The sequence below is a fragment of the Saccharopolyspora antimicrobica genome (genome assembly GCF_003635025.1).
Taxonomy (GTDB): Bacteria; Actinomycetota; Actinomycetes; order Mycobacteriales; family Pseudonocardiaceae; genus Saccharopolyspora; species Saccharopolyspora antimicrobica.
In genome coordinates, this window is the sequence record NZ_RBXX01000002.1 from 4,272,805 (window position 1) to 4,288,718 (window position 15,914).

The 15,914-nt window shown below is 70.8% G+C and carries 17 protein-coding genes; 16 read left to right on the top strand and 1 reads right to left on the bottom strand.

The features are described 5' to 3' along the window. Window positions 1–36 precede the first annotated feature (36 nt). Window positions 37–516 carry a macro domain-containing protein gene (locus ATL45_RS20825; protein WP_093146648.1) on the top strand — a complete coding sequence of 160 codons (480 nt, stop codon included), beginning with the start codon at window positions 37–39 and terminating at the stop codon, window positions 514–516. Here ATL45_RS20825 and ATL45_RS20830 read toward each other — a convergent pair. Further along, window positions 498–839, bottom strand: a complete 342-nt coding sequence (locus ATL45_RS20830; protein ID WP_093146647.1) for a hypothetical protein — start codon at window positions 837–839, stop codon at window positions 498–500. The genes ATL45_RS20825 and ATL45_RS20830 overlap by 19 nt on opposite strands. Window positions 840–1,036: 197 nt before the next feature. Between ATL45_RS20830 and ATL45_RS20835 the strand changes: the two genes are divergently transcribed. The 15 genes from ATL45_RS20835 (at window position 1,037) to rplS (ending at window position 15,791) form a co-directional block, all read left to right on the top strand. Continuing rightward, window positions 1,037–1,726: a FadR/GntR family transcriptional regulator gene (locus ATL45_RS20835; protein ID WP_093146646.1), complete on the top strand. Its 690-nt coding sequence runs from the start codon at window positions 1,037–1,039 to the stop codon at window positions 1,724–1,726. Beyond that, complete coding sequence (locus ATL45_RS20840; protein ID WP_246025459.1) at window positions 1,723–2,946, top strand: CynX/NimT family MFS transporter; 1,224 nt, start codon at window positions 1,723–1,725, stop codon at window positions 2,944–2,946. The genes ATL45_RS20835 and ATL45_RS20840 overlap by 4 nt, the downstream gene beginning before the upstream one ends. Before the next feature lie 328 nt (window positions 2,947–3,274). Beyond that, window positions 3,275–4,606: an ammonium transporter gene (locus ATL45_RS20845; RefSeq protein ID WP_093147565.1), complete on the top strand. Its 1,332-nt coding sequence runs from the start codon at window positions 3,275–3,277 to the stop codon at window positions 4,604–4,606. Further along, entirely contained in the window at window positions 4,603–4,941 is a 339-nt protein-coding gene (locus ATL45_RS20850) for a P-II family nitrogen regulator (protein WP_093146645.1), read from the top strand. The genes ATL45_RS20845 and ATL45_RS20850 overlap by 4 nt, the downstream gene beginning before the upstream one ends. Window positions 4,942–5,450: 509 nt before the next feature. Continuing rightward, complete coding sequence (locus ATL45_RS20855) at window positions 5,451–6,011, top strand: AAA family ATPase (protein WP_246025460.1); 561 nt, start codon at window positions 5,451–5,453, stop codon at window positions 6,009–6,011. A 296-nt stretch (window positions 6,012–6,307) separates the two neighbouring features. Continuing rightward, entirely contained in the window at window positions 6,308–8,035 is a 1,728-nt protein-coding gene (locus ATL45_RS20860; protein WP_093146644.1) for a DEAD/DEAH box helicase, read from the top strand. Window positions 8,036–8,295: 260 nt separating this feature from the next. Next, entirely contained in the window at window positions 8,296–9,852 is a 1,557-nt protein-coding gene (gene ffh / locus ATL45_RS20865) for a signal recognition particle protein (protein ID WP_093146643.1), read from the top strand. After that, the gene (locus tag ATL45_RS20870; RefSeq protein WP_093146642.1) at window positions 9,849–10,928 is read left to right on the top strand and encodes a metal-dependent hydrolase family protein; all 1,080 of its coding nucleotides are present in this window, start codon (window positions 9,849–9,851) and stop codon (window positions 10,926–10,928) included. The genes ffh and ATL45_RS20870 overlap by 4 nt, the downstream gene beginning before the upstream one ends. 277 nt (window positions 10,929–11,205) lie before the next feature. Beyond that, complete coding sequence (locus ATL45_RS20875) at window positions 11,206–11,994, top strand: CPBP family intramembrane glutamic endopeptidase (protein WP_177241890.1); 789 nt, start codon at window positions 11,206–11,208, stop codon at window positions 11,992–11,994. Window positions 11,995–12,057: 63 nt separating this feature from the next. After that, window positions 12,058–12,822, top strand: coding sequence for a CPBP family intramembrane glutamic endopeptidase (locus ATL45_RS20880; RefSeq protein WP_093146640.1), 765 nt, complete (start codon window positions 12,058–12,060; stop codon window positions 12,820–12,822). Window positions 12,823–13,001: 179 nt separating this feature from the next. Further along, on the top strand, window positions 13,002–13,442 hold the full coding sequence (gene rpsP / locus ATL45_RS20885) for a 30S ribosomal protein S16 (RefSeq protein WP_093146639.1): 441 nt from the start codon (window positions 13,002–13,004) through the stop codon (window positions 13,440–13,442). Further along, the gene (locus ATL45_RS20890) at window positions 13,439–13,678 is read left to right on the top strand and encodes an RNA-binding protein (RefSeq protein ID WP_093146638.1); all 240 of its coding nucleotides are present in this window, start codon (window positions 13,439–13,441) and stop codon (window positions 13,676–13,678) included. The genes rpsP and ATL45_RS20890 overlap by 4 nt, the downstream gene beginning before the upstream one ends. Before the next feature lie 5 nt (window positions 13,679–13,683). Beyond that, window positions 13,684–14,214, top strand: a complete 531-nt coding sequence (gene rimM / locus ATL45_RS20895) for a ribosome maturation factor RimM (protein WP_093146637.1) — start codon at window positions 13,684–13,686, stop codon at window positions 14,212–14,214. A 238-nt stretch (window positions 14,215–14,452) separates the two neighbouring features. Next, window positions 14,453–15,247, top strand: coding sequence for a tRNA (guanosine(37)-N1)-methyltransferase TrmD (gene trmD / locus ATL45_RS20900; RefSeq protein ID WP_093146636.1), 795 nt, complete (start codon window positions 14,453–14,455; stop codon window positions 15,245–15,247). A 187-nt stretch (window positions 15,248–15,434) separates the two neighbouring features. Further along, entirely contained in the window at window positions 15,435–15,791 is a 357-nt protein-coding gene (gene rplS, locus ATL45_RS20905; protein ID WP_093146635.1) for a 50S ribosomal protein L19, read from the top strand. Window positions 15,792–15,914: the final 123 nt, after the last annotated feature.

Genomic DNA, 15,914 nt, shown 5'->3' on the forward strand with positions numbered 1-15,914 from the left:
GTCTCCGGTGTCGGTGGCGGGACTTAGGTTGAGGTCGTGGCCGGGATCGATTACGTGCGGGGAGACGCGACTGCTCCGCAGGGCAAGGGCGTCAAGGTGATCGCTCATGTCTGCAACGACCTGGGTGGATGGGGCAAGGGGTTCGTCGTCGCGATCTCCCGTCGTTGGCCGGAGCCGGAGCAGGAGTACCGGCGGTGGCACCGCGAGCGCGCGGGCAACGACTTCGCGTTGGGCGCCGTGCAGTTCGTTCAGGCCGGCCAGTGGATCTGGGTGGCGAACATGGTGGGCCAGCGCGGCATGCGCAGGGGCAGCAAGGGCGTGCCCGTGCGGTACGAGGCGATCGACGCGGCGCTCGGCTCGGTCGCGGACAAAGCGCTCGAACTGGGTGCGTCGGTGCACATGCCCCGGATCGGCTGCGGGCTCGCGGGCGGCGAGTGGCCCCAGGTGGAGCCGCTGATCCAGGACCGCCTCGTAGCGCGCGGAGTGCCGGTCACCGTCTACGACCACGCGGCCTGACACGCGACTTGCACGCCGCGAGACAGCGCGTTGCTCCGCCGGACGAGTTGCTGCTCTTCTGGGCCCGCTGAGGACGCCACCTGGCTGGGCTCGCTTTCGCGTTCGTCGTCCGTCAGCTGTCTGTATCGGAGAGTCTTCGTGGCGAACAAGGAGAGCCAGAGCGTGGTGTTGAAGAGAAGGCTCAGCGCGGAGTTCTGAAACCACGTAGAGGCGAAGTACGCGCCCAGCGACAGCACGGCCACGCCCCAGAGGGCGATCTGGAACGGCGTCCGCCTCGGCTCCGAACGGAAGCTATCCACCTTCACCTCGTTCGACTTGTGCACCTGACTGACCGCGCTGGCGCTTCCAGCGGAAGCAGGCGGCTGGAGATCAACTGCGCTGGCAGCTCGAACGGTATCCGTTTTGTCATGGTGAGCGGCTGTTTGTCGGGATGATCACGGTGGTTGGTGGTGGTTCTCACCAGGCGGAAAATTTGTCTGACGACTGACGTGTCGCATACCGTCTGGCGGGAGGTTTCGGGATGCGAGTTGTCGGGCGGCGGTCTTCCGTCGACGAGGTCATCGCCGCGCTCAGCGAGCAGTTGGCGCAGGGGGCTTGGGCTCCGGGAGAGCGGATACCCACCGAGCAGGACCTGGTGGCCGAGCTCGGCGTGAGCCGGGCCGTCGTTCGGGAGGCTGTTCGGGCGTTGGTGCAGCTGGGGTGCTTGGAAGCCCGGCAGGGCGCCGGGACGTTCGTGGTGTCCGCGGCCGATCCGACGCCGATGCTGCGGCAGCTGCGGCTGGCCGCGCTGCGCGATGTCTTCGAGGTGCAGCTGGCCTACGACGTGCAGGCCGCGCGGCTGGCGGCGCAGCGGCGCGAGGACGCCGACGTGGCGCGGTTGCGCGAGCTGCTGGACCGGCGCGACCGGGCCGCGTCGCCGGAGGAGTTCGGTGCCGCCGACGTGGAGTTCCACTCCGCCGTGGTCGACGCCGCGCGCAATCCGCTGCTCACCGAGATGTACCGCTACCTGCGCGAACGTCTTCGCGAGAGCCTGGTGGCGCTGCGCGCGGACAGCGCGCTGAGCGAAGGCGGTCCGGAGGCCCACCGCGCGCTGTTCGACGCGATCTCCGGTCGCGATCCCGAGGCCGCCGCCCGGGCTGCTCAAGCCGTGATCGAACCGTGCCTGACGTCGCTGCGGGGCGTCGTCGACGAGAGGGGAACTGCGCAGTGAGTACCGGAGTCCAGCGGGCACCCGAGCGCGCTGCGGGCAAGGCCGCGGTCGCCACCATGGTGCTGATCGTGCTGGTCGCGCTGGCGCTGCGGCCGCCGTTCACCGCCGTGGCGCCGCTGCTGGAGCGGATTCAGCAGGACCTCGGGGTGTCGAACACCTTCGGCGGGGTGCTGACCACGTTGCCGGTGGTGTGCCTGGGCGTGTTCGCGTTCGTCGCGCCGGTGCTGCGGCAGCGGTTCGGCGACGAGAAGGTGGTCGTCGGCTGCCTGGTGGTGCTGGTGGTCGGCAACTCGCTGCGAGCGCTCGGCTCGACCTGGACGCTGCTGGCGGGCACGGTCGTCGTCGGAGCCGCGATCGCGGTGGCGAACGTGGCGCTGCCCGGCCTGATCAAGCGCGACTTCCCGGACAACATCCCGGTGATCACGGCGGTGTACACGGTGTGCCTGACGCTGGGCGGCGCGTTCGCGGCCAGCATCGTGGTGCCGGTCGGCAACGCGCTGGGCTCGGCCTGGCAGGCCCCGCTCGGAGTGCTCGCGATTCCGGTGCTGGTGGCCCTGGTGATCAGCGCTTTCGTCCTGCGCCGCGGTTCCGGTGCGCCGCCGCAGCCCTCGCGCCCGGGGGCGCTGTGGCGCACCCCGCTGGCCTGGCAGGTGACCGCGTTCATGGGGCTGCAGTCGGCGATGGCCTACGTGGTGTTCGGCTGGCTGCCGACCATGCTGCAGGGCCGGGGCATGAGCGCCGGGCTGGCCGGGCTGGCGCTCGGCATCCAGGCGGCGGTGCAGTCCGCCGGGTCGCTCGCGGTTCCGGTGCTGTGCCGCCGCTTCCGCGACCAGCGGCCGATCTCCACCACGCTGGCGGTGTGCATCGCGCTCGGGTTCACCGGGATCCTGGTCGGTCCGGTGGCCGCGGTGTGGCCGTCGGTGATCCTGCTCGGGATCGCGCAGGGCGCGTCGTTCGGCCTGGCGCTGACGGTGATCGGGCTGCGCTCGCCGGACAGCGACACCGCGGCCGCGCTGTCCGGGATGGCGCAGGGCGGCGGGTACCTCATCGCCGCGACCGGCCCGCTGCTGATCGGGCTGCTGCACGACCTGGCGGGCAACTGGACAGCCCCGCTGGTGCTCCTGCTGGCCTGCTGCACCGCCTGGTTGATCTCAGGACTGCTCGCCTGCCGGCACCGCCAGGTTCCCTCAGTGCAACAAGGCGGCGCTCTCAGAGCCTGATAGTGGTTGCGTCGCGTGGGTGGTCGCTTGGCGGAACCTGAGTGCTTCCCTGGACTGCGGGTGCCCCTCCTGATGTATGAACGAATACACGGCGGAGGGGCCGTCCTCGCCAGGAAAGCACTCAGAACCCGCGGGTGGTCGACCTGCGTGCGCACTCGAAGCGGCTGGCGCCGCTTGCACAAGCGCGGACGGCTACGCCGACAGTGCTCTCACAACACGCGCTTAACACACCGTGCGGCCGATTTCACCGCGCTGAAACAGCGGAACGGGCCGGCTGAAACAGACGCTCCCGATGATGCGGCGCAACTCGGTTCGCACGGGAGGCGATGTGAATTCAGGCGACACCGCGTGGGTGCTCGTGAGCGCGGCTCTGGTCCTGCTCATGACCCCTGGTCTGGCGTTCTTCTACGGTGGCATGGTGCGCTCCCGCGGCGTGCTCAACATGCTGATGATGAGCCTCGGCAGCATCGGTGTGGTGGGCGTGCTGTGGGTGCTCGTCGGCTACTCCACGGCGTTCGGTTCCGACGTGGGCGGCGTCGGTCTGCTCGGCAACCCCGCTGAGTTCTTCGGACTCGGCTCGCTGCTCGGCGAGGAGCAGCTCTCCGGCACGATCCCCACCCTGGCCTTCGTCGGCTTCCAGGCGATGTTCGCGATCATCACGGTGGCCCTGATCTCCGGCGCGATCGCCGATCGCGCCCGCTTCGGGCCCTGGCTGCTGTTCGCCGCGCTGTGGGCGGTGGTGGTGTACTTCCCGGTCGCGCACTGGGTCTTCGCCTTCGACACGACCGACGAGGCGGGCAACGTGACCGCGGTCGGCGGCTGGATCGCCAACCGGATCGCCGCGATCGACTTCGCAGGCGGCACCGCGGTGCACATCAACGCCGGTGCCGCGGCGCTGGCGCTGGCCCTGGTGCTGGGCAAGCGCACCGGCTGGCCGAAGGACCCGGGCAAGCCGCACAACCTGCCGTTCGTGGTGCTCGGCGCGGCGCTGCTGTGGTTCGGCTGGTTCGGGTTCAACGCCGGTTCCGCGCTGGCCGCCAACACCACCGCCGCGATCGTCCTGGTCAACACGCTGGTGGCCACCAGCGCCGCGATGCTCGGCTGGCTGCTGGTGGAGCGCATCCGCGACGGCCACGCCACCACGCTCGGCGCGGCCTCGGGCATCGTCGCCGGGCTGGTCGCGATCACCCCGGCCTGCTCCTCGGTGACCCCGCTGGGCGCCATCGCCATCGGCGCCATCACCGGTGCGGCCTGCGCGCTGTCGGTCAGCCTCAAGTTCCGCTTCGGCTACGACGATTCGCTGGACGTGGTGGGCGTGCACCTGGTCGGCGGTCTGCTGGGCACCTTGCTGATCGGCCTGTTCGCGTCCTCGGCCGCCCCGGCCGGGGTGGACGGCCTGTTCTACGGCGGCGGGCTGGACCAGCTGTGGCGGCAGGCCGTCGGAGCGGTCGCGGTGCTGGTGTACTCGTTCGTGCTCAGCCTGGTGCTGGCGCTGCTGGTGAAGGCGGTCGTCGGCTTCCGGGCCGGCGAGGAGGACGAGGCCGTGGGCATCGACGAGACCGAGCACGCCGAGGCCGCGTACCACTTCGGCGACCGCGGCTCCGCCCGCCGAACCCCGGCAGGCGAGGCGGCACGCGAACTGGAGGACAGCCGCGCATGAAACTGGTCACCGCGATCGTGCAACCGTCCAAACTGGACGACCTGAAGGAGGCGCTGGCCCGGCTCGGGGTGCTGGGCATGACGGTCAGCCAGGCGCAGGGCTACGGCAGGCAGAAGGGCCGCACCGAGGTCTACCGGGGCGCCGAGTACCCGGTGGACTTCATCGAGAAGCTGCGCGTCGAGGTCCTGGTCGAGGAATCGGCCGTGGACGAGGTGGTGGACGGCATCGTGCACGCCGTCCGCACCGGCAACGTCGGCGACGGCAAGGTGTGGGTCACGGCGGTGGACACCGTGGTCCGCGTCCGCACCGGGGAGACCGGCCCCGAGGCGATCTGACCCGTGCCTGGTGGGAGGGCGTCTTCGGCCATCCGGCCGGAGGCGCCCTCCCGCCTTTCGTGAGTGATTTTCCGGCCAGGCGCGGGCCGAGGTGAGTAGCAATACGCAGCCGCACTCAGGGAGCTTCACGGTCTCGCCGGGGCGCTCCGGGCGGCAGACTTCTCAGTGCGACGAGGGAAGTCAGGGGGAACCGGAGGGGGCACCCGCCCGCACTGGGGGTCGGGCGGGTGATTCCGGGCCTGGCGATCGCAACGGGGGACCCGCGCGGATGGCAGGGGAAGGGCCATCCGGGCGGACTGGGAGGTGCACCAGGGGGCTGGTGCTGTGAGGCGGCTCGCAGGGGAGGCGGGCCGCCTCTTCCCGTTCCGGGACGGCGGCCACCAGGCCGGATGAAAAATCCTTAATTGGAACCGCGTTTCGCCGGGTGCGGCACCGGGGCCGGACCTGCCGGGCAAGATCGATCGACGCGTAATCTAGTGCTCGTCGTGGACATACGGGACTCACCACCAGTGGTCGCAAACCCCCCGCCGACCGTGCGCGTCGGCCGCCGATCCCTCGTCGTCCTGGCCGGACTGCCAGGCGCGGGCAAGAGCACGGTGCTGGGCAAGCTCCGGTCGGACGCCGGCATCTCGGCGCTGGACTCCGAGCAGGTCCGCGCGCGCCTGCGCGAGGTCCTGCCCGCCCGGCTGCCCTACCGCTACTACCGGCCGGTGGTGCACCTGGCGCACCGGAGCCGCATCGCCTGGTACTGCCTGACCACCTCCGGCCCGGTCGTCGCGCACGAGCCCGCCACCCGGGCCACCACCCGCGCCATGCTGGTGGCCTTCGGCTGGCTGAGCGGACGGCAGCGGGTGCTCGTGTGGCTGCACGCCGATCCGCGCGACGCGCTGGCCGGGCAGCAGCAGCGAGGCCGGCTGATCCGCCGCACCTCGTTCCAGCGGCACGTCCAGCGCGCGGACCGGATGTACCGGAGGTTGCGCGGGGGAGAGGTGCCGCGTGGCTGGCAGCAGGTGCGGCTGCTGACCCGCGACGAGGCCGCGCACGGGCTCCGGCTGGACGTCCGGACGTGATGTGCGTCCCGTTGTGCCGGGGCGGCGCGGCGGGCCCGGATCCCGATCGCTAGGCTGAATCGCTGGTGCGGTGACCCGGAGGTCGCCGCTCCTGGCTGAGAATCATCGAGCTGCGGGTGACTGGCAACAGGGTGTGCGTCCAGCGGAACGCGCGGTTCGACAAGCGCAAGCGACAGCCCCGTGGTCGGGCAGAACCACCGCGCCGACCCCTCGCCCCCACCTAGGCGGGCAGTACCGGGCCGTTTCCGCGATCCATCAGCCCCCTGTCGACCCCACCGAGGAGACCCGCGTTCAGCATGCAGACCTTTGACGAGCTCGACCTCGACCCGCGCGTCCGCCAGACGCTGACCGAGATCGGCTACGAAACCCCCTCCCCGATCCAGGCGCAGACGATCCCGCTGCTGCTGGAGGGGCGGGACGTGCTGGGTCTGGCGCAGACCGGCACCGGCAAGACCGCCGCGTTCGCGCTGCCCATCCTGTCCCAGCTCGACCTCAAGGCCACCGGCCCGCAGGCCCTGGTGCTCGCCCCCACCCGGGAGCTGGCCATCCAGGTCTCCGAGGCCTTCCAGCGCTACGCCGCGCACCTGCCCGGCTTCCACGTCCTGCCGATCTACGGCGGCACCGGCTACGGCCCGCAGCTGGCCGGCCTGCGCCGCGGCGCGCACGTCGTGGTCGGCACCCCCGGCCGGCTGATCGACCACCTGGAGAAGGGCTCGCTCGACCTGACCGGGCTCAAGAACCTGGTGCTCGACGAGGCCGACGAGATGCTGCGGATGGGCTTCATCGAGGACGTGGAGCGGATCCTGCAGGCCGTGCCGGAGAGCCGGCAGGTGGCGCTGTTCTCCGCGACCATGCCCGGCGCGATCCGCAAGATCAGCCAGAGCTACCTCAACGACCCGGCCGAGATCTCGGTCAAGACCAAGACCAGCACGGGCACCAACATCGCCCAGCGCTACGTGCCGGTGCGCGGCTCGAACAAGCTGGACGCGATGACCCGGATCCTCGAGGTCGAGTCCTTCGACGCGATGATCGTTTTCGTCCGCACCAAGCAGCTCACCGAGGAGCTCGCGGAGAAGCTGCAGGCCCGCGGCTTCAACGCGGCGGCGATCAACGGCGACATCGCGCAGGCGCAGCGGGAGCGCACCATCGGCCACCTCCGGGACGGCAAGATCGACATCCTGGTGGCCACCGACGTCGCCGCCCGCGGCCTGGACGTCGAGCGCATCTCGCACGTGCTCAACTACGACATCCCGCACGACACCGAGTCCTACGTGCACCGCGTCGGCCGCACCGGCCGCGCCGGGCGCAGCGGTGAGGCGATCCTGTTCGTCTCGCCGCGCGAGCGCCACCTGCTGCGCGCCATCGAGCGGGCCACCCGCCAGCAGATCCAGCAGATGGACCTGCCGACGATCGACGCGGTCAACGACCGCAGGCTGGCCAAGTTCGCGCAGAGCATCACCGACACCCTGGCCAAGGGCGGCCTGGAGGTGTTCCAGGAGCTGGTGCGCGAGTACGAGCAGACCCACGACGTGCCCGCCGCGGAGATCGCCGCCGCGCTGGCCGCCATGGCCCAGGGCGACCGCCCGCTGCTGCTGGAGGCCGAGCCGGAGCCGCCGCGCCGCGAAGGCCCGACCTTCCACCCGAACAGCTCCGACACCGAGACCTACCGGGTCGAGGTCGGCCGCCGCAACCGGGTCACCCCGCGCGCGCTGGTCGGGGCGCTGGCCAACGAGGGCGGCGTGCCCAGCAAGTACATCGGGCACATCGACATCCGCAACGAGCACACGCTGATCGAGCTACCCGCCGACCTGCCGGAGGAGCTGCTCAGCAAGCTGCGCAACACCCAGGTGGCCGGGCGTGGCCTGCGCATCAGCCGCGCGGACGGCGAGTTCATCAGCCGCCGCCCCCGCCGTCCCGCCCGGGATGGCGGTCGCGACCGCGGCGGTGACCGCCGCCCGCACCGCAAGGGCCAGCGCTCGCCGCAGTCGCGTGGCCCCCGTCGCGAGGACTACCAGCGCAGCTGACGAGTTTTTCCGCTGCACTCACCTTGCGTAGCGTTGCCGGTAGCGGAGCCTCAGCGCCCGCCTCGCCAGGCGGCCGCTGGGAACCCGCGGCCGTGCAAGTTGCGTGGGTGAACCCGAGCTGGAGGCCGAACCCCGGGTGGCCGCACCGCCACCCGGGGTTGCGCCATTTCCGCGATTGCGCTGCCCAGCCCGCACCGGACGGCGGGCGCGGCCAGTTACCCTCGCATAGGTAATCCATCGACTCTGGAGCCCGTGAACCCGTGTTCGACACTCTTTCCGACCGGCTCACCTCGGTCCTGACGAACCTGCGCGGCAAGGGGCGGCTGTCCGACGCGGACATCGACGCCACCGCGCGGGAGATCCGCATCGCCCTGCTCGAAGCAGACGTGGCGCTTCCCGTGGTGCGCAGCTTCATCAAGGGTGTCAAGGAGCGCGCCAAGGGCGCCGAGGTCTCGCAGGCCCTCAACCCGGCCCAGCAGGTCATCAAGATCGTCAACGAGGAACTCGTCACCGTCCTCGGCGGCGAGACCCGGCGGCTGGAGTTCGCCAAGACCCCGCCGACGGTGATCATGCTCGCGGGTCTGCAGGGTGCCGGTAAGACGACGCTGGCGGGCAAGCTCGCCAAGTGGCTGTCCGGGCAGGGCCACACGCCGCTGCTGGTGGCCTGCGACCTGCAGCGCCCGAACGCGGTGAACCAGCTGCAGGTGGTCGGCGAGCGCGCCGGGGTGCCGGTGTACGCGCCGCAGCCGGGCAACGGGGTCGGCGACCCGGTCGAGGTGGCCCGCAACAGCATCGAAGAGGCCCGCCGGGCCCAGCACGACGTCGTCCTCGTCGACACCGCCGGCCGGCTGGGCGTCGACGAGGAGATGATGAAGCAGGCCGCCGACATCCGGGATGCGATCACCCCGGACGAGGTCCTGTTCGTGCTCGACGCGATGATCGGTCAGGACGCGGTCAACACCGCCGAGGCCTTCCGCGACGGCGTCGGCTTCAGCGGCGTGGTGCTGACCAAGCTCGACGGCGACGCCCGCGGTGGTGCCGCGCTGTCGGTCCGCGAGATCACCGGCCAGCCGATCATGTTCGCCTCCAGCGGCGAGAAGCTGGAGGACTTCGACCTCTTCCACCCGGACCGGATGGCCAACCGGATCCTGGGCATGGGTGACATGCTCACCCTCATCGAGCAGGCCGAGCAGGCCTTCGACCAGGAGCAGGCCGAGAAGGCCGCGGAGAAGCTGGGCAGCGGCCAGCTGACGCTGGAGGACTTCCTCGAGCAGATGCAGGCGGTGCGCCGGATGGGCCCGCTGCAGAACCTGCTGGGCATGCTGCCGGGCGCCGGTCAGATGAAGGACCAGCTGGCCAACTTCGACGAGAAGCACCTGGACCGCATCCAGGCGATCATCCGCGGCATGACGCCCGCCGAGCGGGCCGACCCGAAGATCATCAACGCCTCCCGCAGGCAGCGCATCGCGCGCGGTTCCGGGGTGACCGTCAGCGACATCAACGACCTGGTCAACCGGTTCTTCGAAGCCCGCAAGATGATGCAGCAGATGGCGGGCGGCTTCGGCTTCGGCGGCGGCGGTGGCGGCAGCAAGAACCGCAAGGGCAAGAAGGGGAAGAAGGGCAAGAAGGGGCGCGGTCCGACGCAGCCCAAGGGCATGCGCGGCCTGCCCGGCGGCTTCCCCGCCATGCCCCCGGGCGGGATGCCCGGACTGCCGCCGGGCGGCCCCGACCTGTCCAAGCTGGAGGGCGGCATGAACGACCTGCCCGCCGGCTTCGACCCGTCCAAGCTGAACTTCGGCAACGGCAAGAAGAAGTGACCGCGCTGCACCTGCGCGGTGTGGTGCTGCCCGACGGCGCGCACCGCGACCTGTGGGTCCGCGACGGCGGCCGGATCAGCCTCGACGAGGTGCCGGGCGCCGAGACCGTCTTCGACGGCGGTTTCGTGCTGCCCGGCCTGGTCGACGCGCACTGCCACATCGGCATCGGTCCGGACGGCCCGGTGGAGCTGGACGAGGCGGCCGCGCAGGCCGAGCTCGACCGGGACGCGGGCACCCTGCTGGTCCGCGATTGCGGCGCGCCCATCGACACCCGGCCGCTGCAGGAGCGCGAGGACCTGCCGCGGATCATCCGCGCCGGCCGCCACCTCGCCCGCCCGAAGCGCTACATCCCGTACCTGGCCGACCAGCTCGACCACGAGGAGCAGCTGCCCGCCGCGGTCGCCGAGCAGGCGGCCTACGGGGACGGCTGGATCAAGCTGGTCGGCGACTGGATCGACCGCTCGGTGGGCGACCTGGCGCCGCTGTGGAGCGACGAGGTGCTGACCGAGGCGATCGCGACCGCGCACCGGATGGGCGCCCGCGTCACCGCGCACGTCTTCGGCGAGGACGCGCTGCCGGGTCTGATCGCGGCGGGCATCGACTGCATCGAGCACGGCACCGGCCTCACCGACGACACGATCGAGCTGATGGCCCGGCACGGCACCGCGCTGGTCCCGACGTTGATCAACATCGAGAACTTCCCGTCCTTCGCGGCGGCGGCGACCAAGTACCCGGACTACGCCGCGCACATGACCGAGCTGTACGGGCGGGCCGACCGCACCGTGGCGAAGGCCATCGAAGCGGGCATCCCGGTCTACGCGGGCACCGACGCGGGCGGCGGCATCGCGCACGGCGTGCTGGCCGAGGAGATCATCGCGCTGCACCGCGTCGGGATGTCCACCGAGCAGGCCATCGGCGCGGCCTCGTGGCAGGCCCGCGAGTGGCTGGGCTGGCCCTCCCTGGAGCACGGCGCCCCGGCGGACCTGGTCTGCTACGCCGAGGATCCCCGCAAGGACCTCGCTGAGCTGCGCAATCCCCGTCGCATCGTCCTCCGCGGCAACGTGGTCGGAGCCTGACGACCTCCGAAGTGGCAGGTCAGCACGTGATCGGGTGATCGGCATCGGACCTGTTGATCACTTAGGGTCTGTTTCGTCGTCGTTCTGCGTGCGCGGTCGCTCGGCGGAGGTTCCCCGGGCGAATGCACGGTGGAGTGGCCGTCCTCGCCGGGAAGTGCCTCAGAACCCCGCCGGTGGTCGCTCCGCGTAGGTGGTCCATGCGGCTGCCGCCGCCTGTCCGAGCGCGGACGGCTTCGCCGACAGACTCTTAGGGTTGAGGCGTCGAGGGGAGCGCATCGTGGGGGAGCAGCCGGAACGGGAACCGTCCGAGAACCGGCCGGCGGATAACGCCGTCGGCTCGCAGCCGAGGTTCTGGGAGGCCCAGCTGGAGGCCGCGCGGCGCGGCTCGCTGGCGTGGGGCCTGGCCGCGTTCTTCATCGGCTACGGCGGCTACTACCTTTTCGGGCTGGTCCTGACCGCGGTCCAACCGGGGCGGAGCGGGTTCGACCCGGCCGCGCCGCCCAACACCGGTCCGCTGCTGCTGCTGGCCTTCGCCCCGAACATCCTGCTCGGCCTGGTGCCCGCGGTGTTCTCCTGGTGGCGCGGCCGCGGCCTGCGCGCGGACTTCGGCATCGTGCCCAAGCGGCGCGACTTCAAGGTCGGGGTGCTCTGCGGGCTCGCCGCGCTGATCGGTTCCCTGCTGCTGTCCCTGGTGATCACCGCGATCTCCGGGCCGCCGCCGGAAACCGACCTGAGCCGGCTGATGCAGGGCGAGCGGACGTTCTGGCTCTTCCTGTTCGCGCTGTTCGCGTTCCTGGGCGCGCCGCTGACCGAGGAGCTGCTGATGCGCGGCGCGCTGTGGGGCGCGCTGGAGCACTACCGCATCCCGCGCTACGCGATCCTGATCCTGACCACGATGATCTTCGCGCTGATCCACCAGGAGGTGTGGCGCACGCCGGTGCTGTTCGTCGGCGGCCTGGCGATCGGCGCGGCGCGGATGATCACCGGCCGGGTCGCGACCAGCATGATCGCCCACGCCACGAACAATTTCCTGCCCGCTCTCCTGCTGTTCGCCGTCGCCAGGTGAAAACCGCTGCCGCGCGTCGATCGGCTAGCGGTAACCTGACGGCTCGCCGGTGTGGGGCCGGCCATGCCGATCGGCACTGCGGAGACGCCCGTGAACGAAGCGCACCAGCCGGGGGAGACCCCGGAGCGGTTGACCACCCCACCCGCCCGCACCCACCGGTGGGGGCTGGGCGCGTTCTTCCTGACGCAGGCCGTCTTCGTGCTGGTGTCGGTGCTGCTGGCGGCCGCCTTCGGCAGTCCGGACGCCGGAACGCTGGTGGTCATGCTGATGCTGCCCACGGTGCTCGCCGGGGCGCTGGCGGTGCTGATCACGGTGGTGCGCGGCAACGGCCCGCGGCTGGACTTCGGCCTGGAGTGGCGCTGGTCGGACGTCACGACCGGCCTGGCCATCGGCGGCGTCGGCCTGGTCACCACGACCATCGCGACCATGCTGTGGGTGCGGTGGGTGGGCGAGGACAACGCCCAGTCGACGGTGAGCGGCCTGCTCGACGGGGTGGAGCTGCCGCCGGTGGTGGCGGTGGTGATCTTCCTGCACATCTGGCTGATCGCGCCGCTGTGCGAGGAGCTGCTCTACCGCGGCCTGCTGTGGGGCGCGATGGAGCGGATGCGGTGGGGCCAGCTCAACGTGTTCGTGCTCAGCACGGCCGTCTTCGCGATCGGCCACCTGGAACCGGAGCGCACGGCGTTGCTCCTGGTGATCGCGATCCCGATCGGCGTGGCCCGGATGGTCACCGGTCGGCTGACCGCCAGCGTGGTCGCCCACCAGGTGAACAACTTCCTGCCCGCGCTCGGTCTGCTGCTGATCTCCCTGGGCCTGCTGCCGGCCTGATGCGCCACCCCGGAGCTGCCGCAGGGGGTGGATCTGGCAGAATGGTTAGCTGTTCGCCGCGAGGGGTCCCTCTCACCGCTTGTGGCCGTTTTTGACCTACGAGCATTCCGAATCGCTGCCCCACGCGGTCCGGTGTGCTCTCCGGAGCACGAACGAGAGTCTGAGGAGCACCAGCACCCGTGGCTGTGAAGATCAAGCTCGCCCGGATCGGTAAGATCCGTGAGCCGCACTACCGCATCGTCGTCGCCGACGCCCGCACCCGCCGCAACGGCCGGGCCATCGAGACGATCGGGCAGTACCACCCGAAGGAGAACCCGAGCGGCATCGTCGTCGACTCGGAGCGGGCGCAGTACTGGCTGAGTGTCGGGGCGCAGCCGACCGACCCGGTGCGCAACATCCTGGAGATCACCGGTGACTGGCAGAAGTTCAAGGGCCTGCCGGGCACCGAGGGCACGCTGAAGGTCGCCGAGCCGAAGCCGAGCAAGCAGGCGCTGTTCGAGGCCGCGCTGGCCGCCGCCGGCGAGGAGCCCACCGTCGAGGCCACCACCCCGAAGAAGAAGGGTGGCAAGAAGGCCGAGGACAAGGCCGAGGAGCCGAAGTCCGAGGAAGGCCAGGCGTGACGGTCCTCGCGGACGCGCTTGAACACCTGGTGCGCGGCATCGTCGACAACCCCGACGATGTCCGCGTTCAGCTGCTCACGACCCGACGCGGTCGCACCCTCGAGGTGCACGTCAACCCCGACGACCTGGGCAAGGTCATCGGTCGCAGCGGTCGCACCGCGACCGCGCTGCGGACGGTGATGTCCGGCATCGGCGGTCGCGGTATCCGCGTCGACGTGGTCGACACCGACCGCTGAGCACCATGGCTGAACCCGAGATCCTCGCCGTGGGGCGCATCGTCCGACCGCACGGTGTGCGGGGAGAACTCGTCGTCGAGGTGCTCACCGACAGCCCTGAGCTGCGGTTCGTGCCCGGCTCCGTGCTCGGGACGCAGCGCCGCGGCAAGGACCGCGGGCAGAACCTCACCGTGGCAGCCGCCCGGCCGCACGCCGGGCGGCTGCTGCTGCGAGCCGAGGGCGTCGACGGCCGCGAGGCCGCCGAGGACCTCCGCGGCGTGCTGCTGACCGTCACCACGGACGTCCTCGAACCGACCGAGGACCCGGACGAGTTCCACGACCACCAGCTGGTCGGGCTGCGGGCCGTCGAGCCCTCCGGGGCTGAGATCGGCGAGGTGCGCGAGGTCATCCACACGCCCGCGGGCGAGCTGCTGGCGCTGCGGACGGCCGACGACCGCGAAGTCCTGGTGCCGTTCGTGGTCGAGATCGTGCCCGAGATCGACCTGGCCGCCGGGAAGCTGGTCGTGGACCCGCCCGAAGGTCTGCTCGACGAATAACTCCAGCCGAGCCATCCGCCCTCGCCGTCCGGCGGGGGCGTTTCCGTTTGAAGCGGCGGAGCCGCTTGGCCCACCCTCGCAGCTTGCACCGCTGCGGGTTCTCAGCATTCGCCTGGCGAGGACGGCCCGGCCGCCGTGTATTGGTCGTACACAAGGTCGGGCATCCGGAGTCCAGGCGGGCGCTGAGGTTCCGCTACTCGCACCGCTACGCAAGTCGAGTCCGGAGACAGCAAAACCCATGCGCATCGACGTCATCACCATTTTCCCCGACTACCTGAACCCGCTGCGGGAAGCGCTGCTGGGCAAGGCCATCGAGCGCGACCGGATCGCGGTCGGCGTGCACGACCTGCGGGACTGGACGCACGACGTGCACCGCGCGGTGGACGACAGCCCCTACGGCGGCGGCCCCGGCATGGTGATGAAGCCCCAGGTCTGGGGCGAGGCGCTGGACGCCGTCTGCGGTACCGGCGAGGCCCCGATGCCGCGGCTCGTGGTGCCCACGCCCGCAGGCCGGCCGTTCGACCAGCGCACCGCGATCCGCTGGTCCGCCGAACCGTGGCTGGTCTTCGCCTGCGGCCGGTACGAGGGCATCGACCAGCGGGTCATCGACGACGCGGCCACCCGGATGCCGGTGGAGGAGGTCTCCATCGGCGACTACGTGCTGGTCGGCGGTGAGGTCGCCGCGCTGGTGATGATCGAGGCGGTGGCCCGCCTGCTGCCCGGCGTGCTCGGCAACCCGCTGTCGGCCGAGCAGGACTCCTTCTCCGACGGACTGCTGGAGGGGCCCTGCTACACCCGCCCCGAGGTCTGGCGCGGGCACGCCGTGCCGGACGTGCTGCGCTCCGGGAACCACGCCGCGATCGACCGCTGGCGGCGGGACCAGGCGCTGGCCCGGACCTACCGCAGGCGCCCGGATCTGCTGGCCGCGCTGCCGGAGGGGGACCTGGATAAGGCCGACCGGGCGCAACTCGATAAACTGCGGGCGTCGGATCATTCCGATGAGTCCCGGAATGCCGGAGAAGCGCCTCGCTGACCCCGTCGGCGGGGGCGGTTGAGACACCGAAAAGCGGATCTGGCACACTGGAACGGTTGACACAGCCGGACGATGTCCGGTGTGCGTTAAGCAAGTTCACCCCGTGTCAGGCGGTGCCCACCAGCAGGTCGGGTCATCGACATGCGAGAACACGGGTGCCTTCGACACGGATGAGGACGGACCACCGATGAACACCCTGGACGCGTTGGACGCCCAGTCGCTGCGTTCCGACATTCCGGCCTTCCGGCCCGGTGACACGCTGAAGGTCCACGTCCGCGTCATCGAGGGTTCGCGCGAGCGGACTCAGGTCTTCCAGGGCGTGGTCATCCGCCGGCAGGGCGATGGCATCCGGGAGACCTTCACCGTGCGCAAGGTTTCCTTCGGTGTCGGTGTGGAGCGGACGTTCCCGGTGCACACCCCGAACATCGCGCAGATCGAGGTCGTCACGCGCGGTGCTGTTCGGCGGGCGAAGCTGTACTACCTGCGCGACCTGCGCGGCAAGGCGGCGAAGATCAAGGAGAAGCGGGAGACCGCCGCTTCCTGATCGGACGGACTGAGAACAGCCCGGATGCCCAGCATCCGGGCTGTTCCTTTTTGTCCGCGGCGTTGCACCTTCGGGTGATCAATGCCGGTCCGGGCCCGCCTCCGCACCCGGACGTAGCGGAAA

What these genes read in the sequence shown, in the direction of transcription:
- ATL45_RS20835 (WP_093146646.1), top strand. Translation starts at nt 1,037, where the DNA reads ATGCGAGTTGTCGGGCGGCGGTCTTCCGTCGACGAGGTCATCGCCGCG.
- ATL45_RS20880 (WP_093146640.1), top strand. Translation starts at nt 12,058, where the DNA reads ATGCCGATCGGCACTGCGGAGACGCCCGTGAACGAAGCGCACCAGCCG.
- ATL45_RS20850 (WP_093146645.1), top strand. Translation starts at nt 4,603, where the DNA reads ATGAAACTGGTCACCGCGATCGTGCAACCGTCCAAACTGGACGACCTG.
- ATL45_RS20860 (WP_093146644.1), top strand. Translation starts at nt 6,308, where the DNA reads ATGCAGACCTTTGACGAGCTCGACCTCGACCCGCGCGTCCGCCAGACG.
- rimM (WP_093146637.1), top strand. Translation starts at nt 13,684, where the DNA reads ATGGCTGAACCCGAGATCCTCGCCGTGGGGCGCATCGTCCGACCGCAC.
- rplS (WP_093146635.1), top strand. Translation starts at nt 15,435, where the DNA reads ATGAACACCCTGGACGCGTTGGACGCCCAGTCGCTGCGTTCCGACATT.
- trmD (WP_093146636.1), top strand. Translation starts at nt 14,453, where the DNA reads ATGCGCATCGACGTCATCACCATTTTCCCCGACTACCTGAACCCGCTG.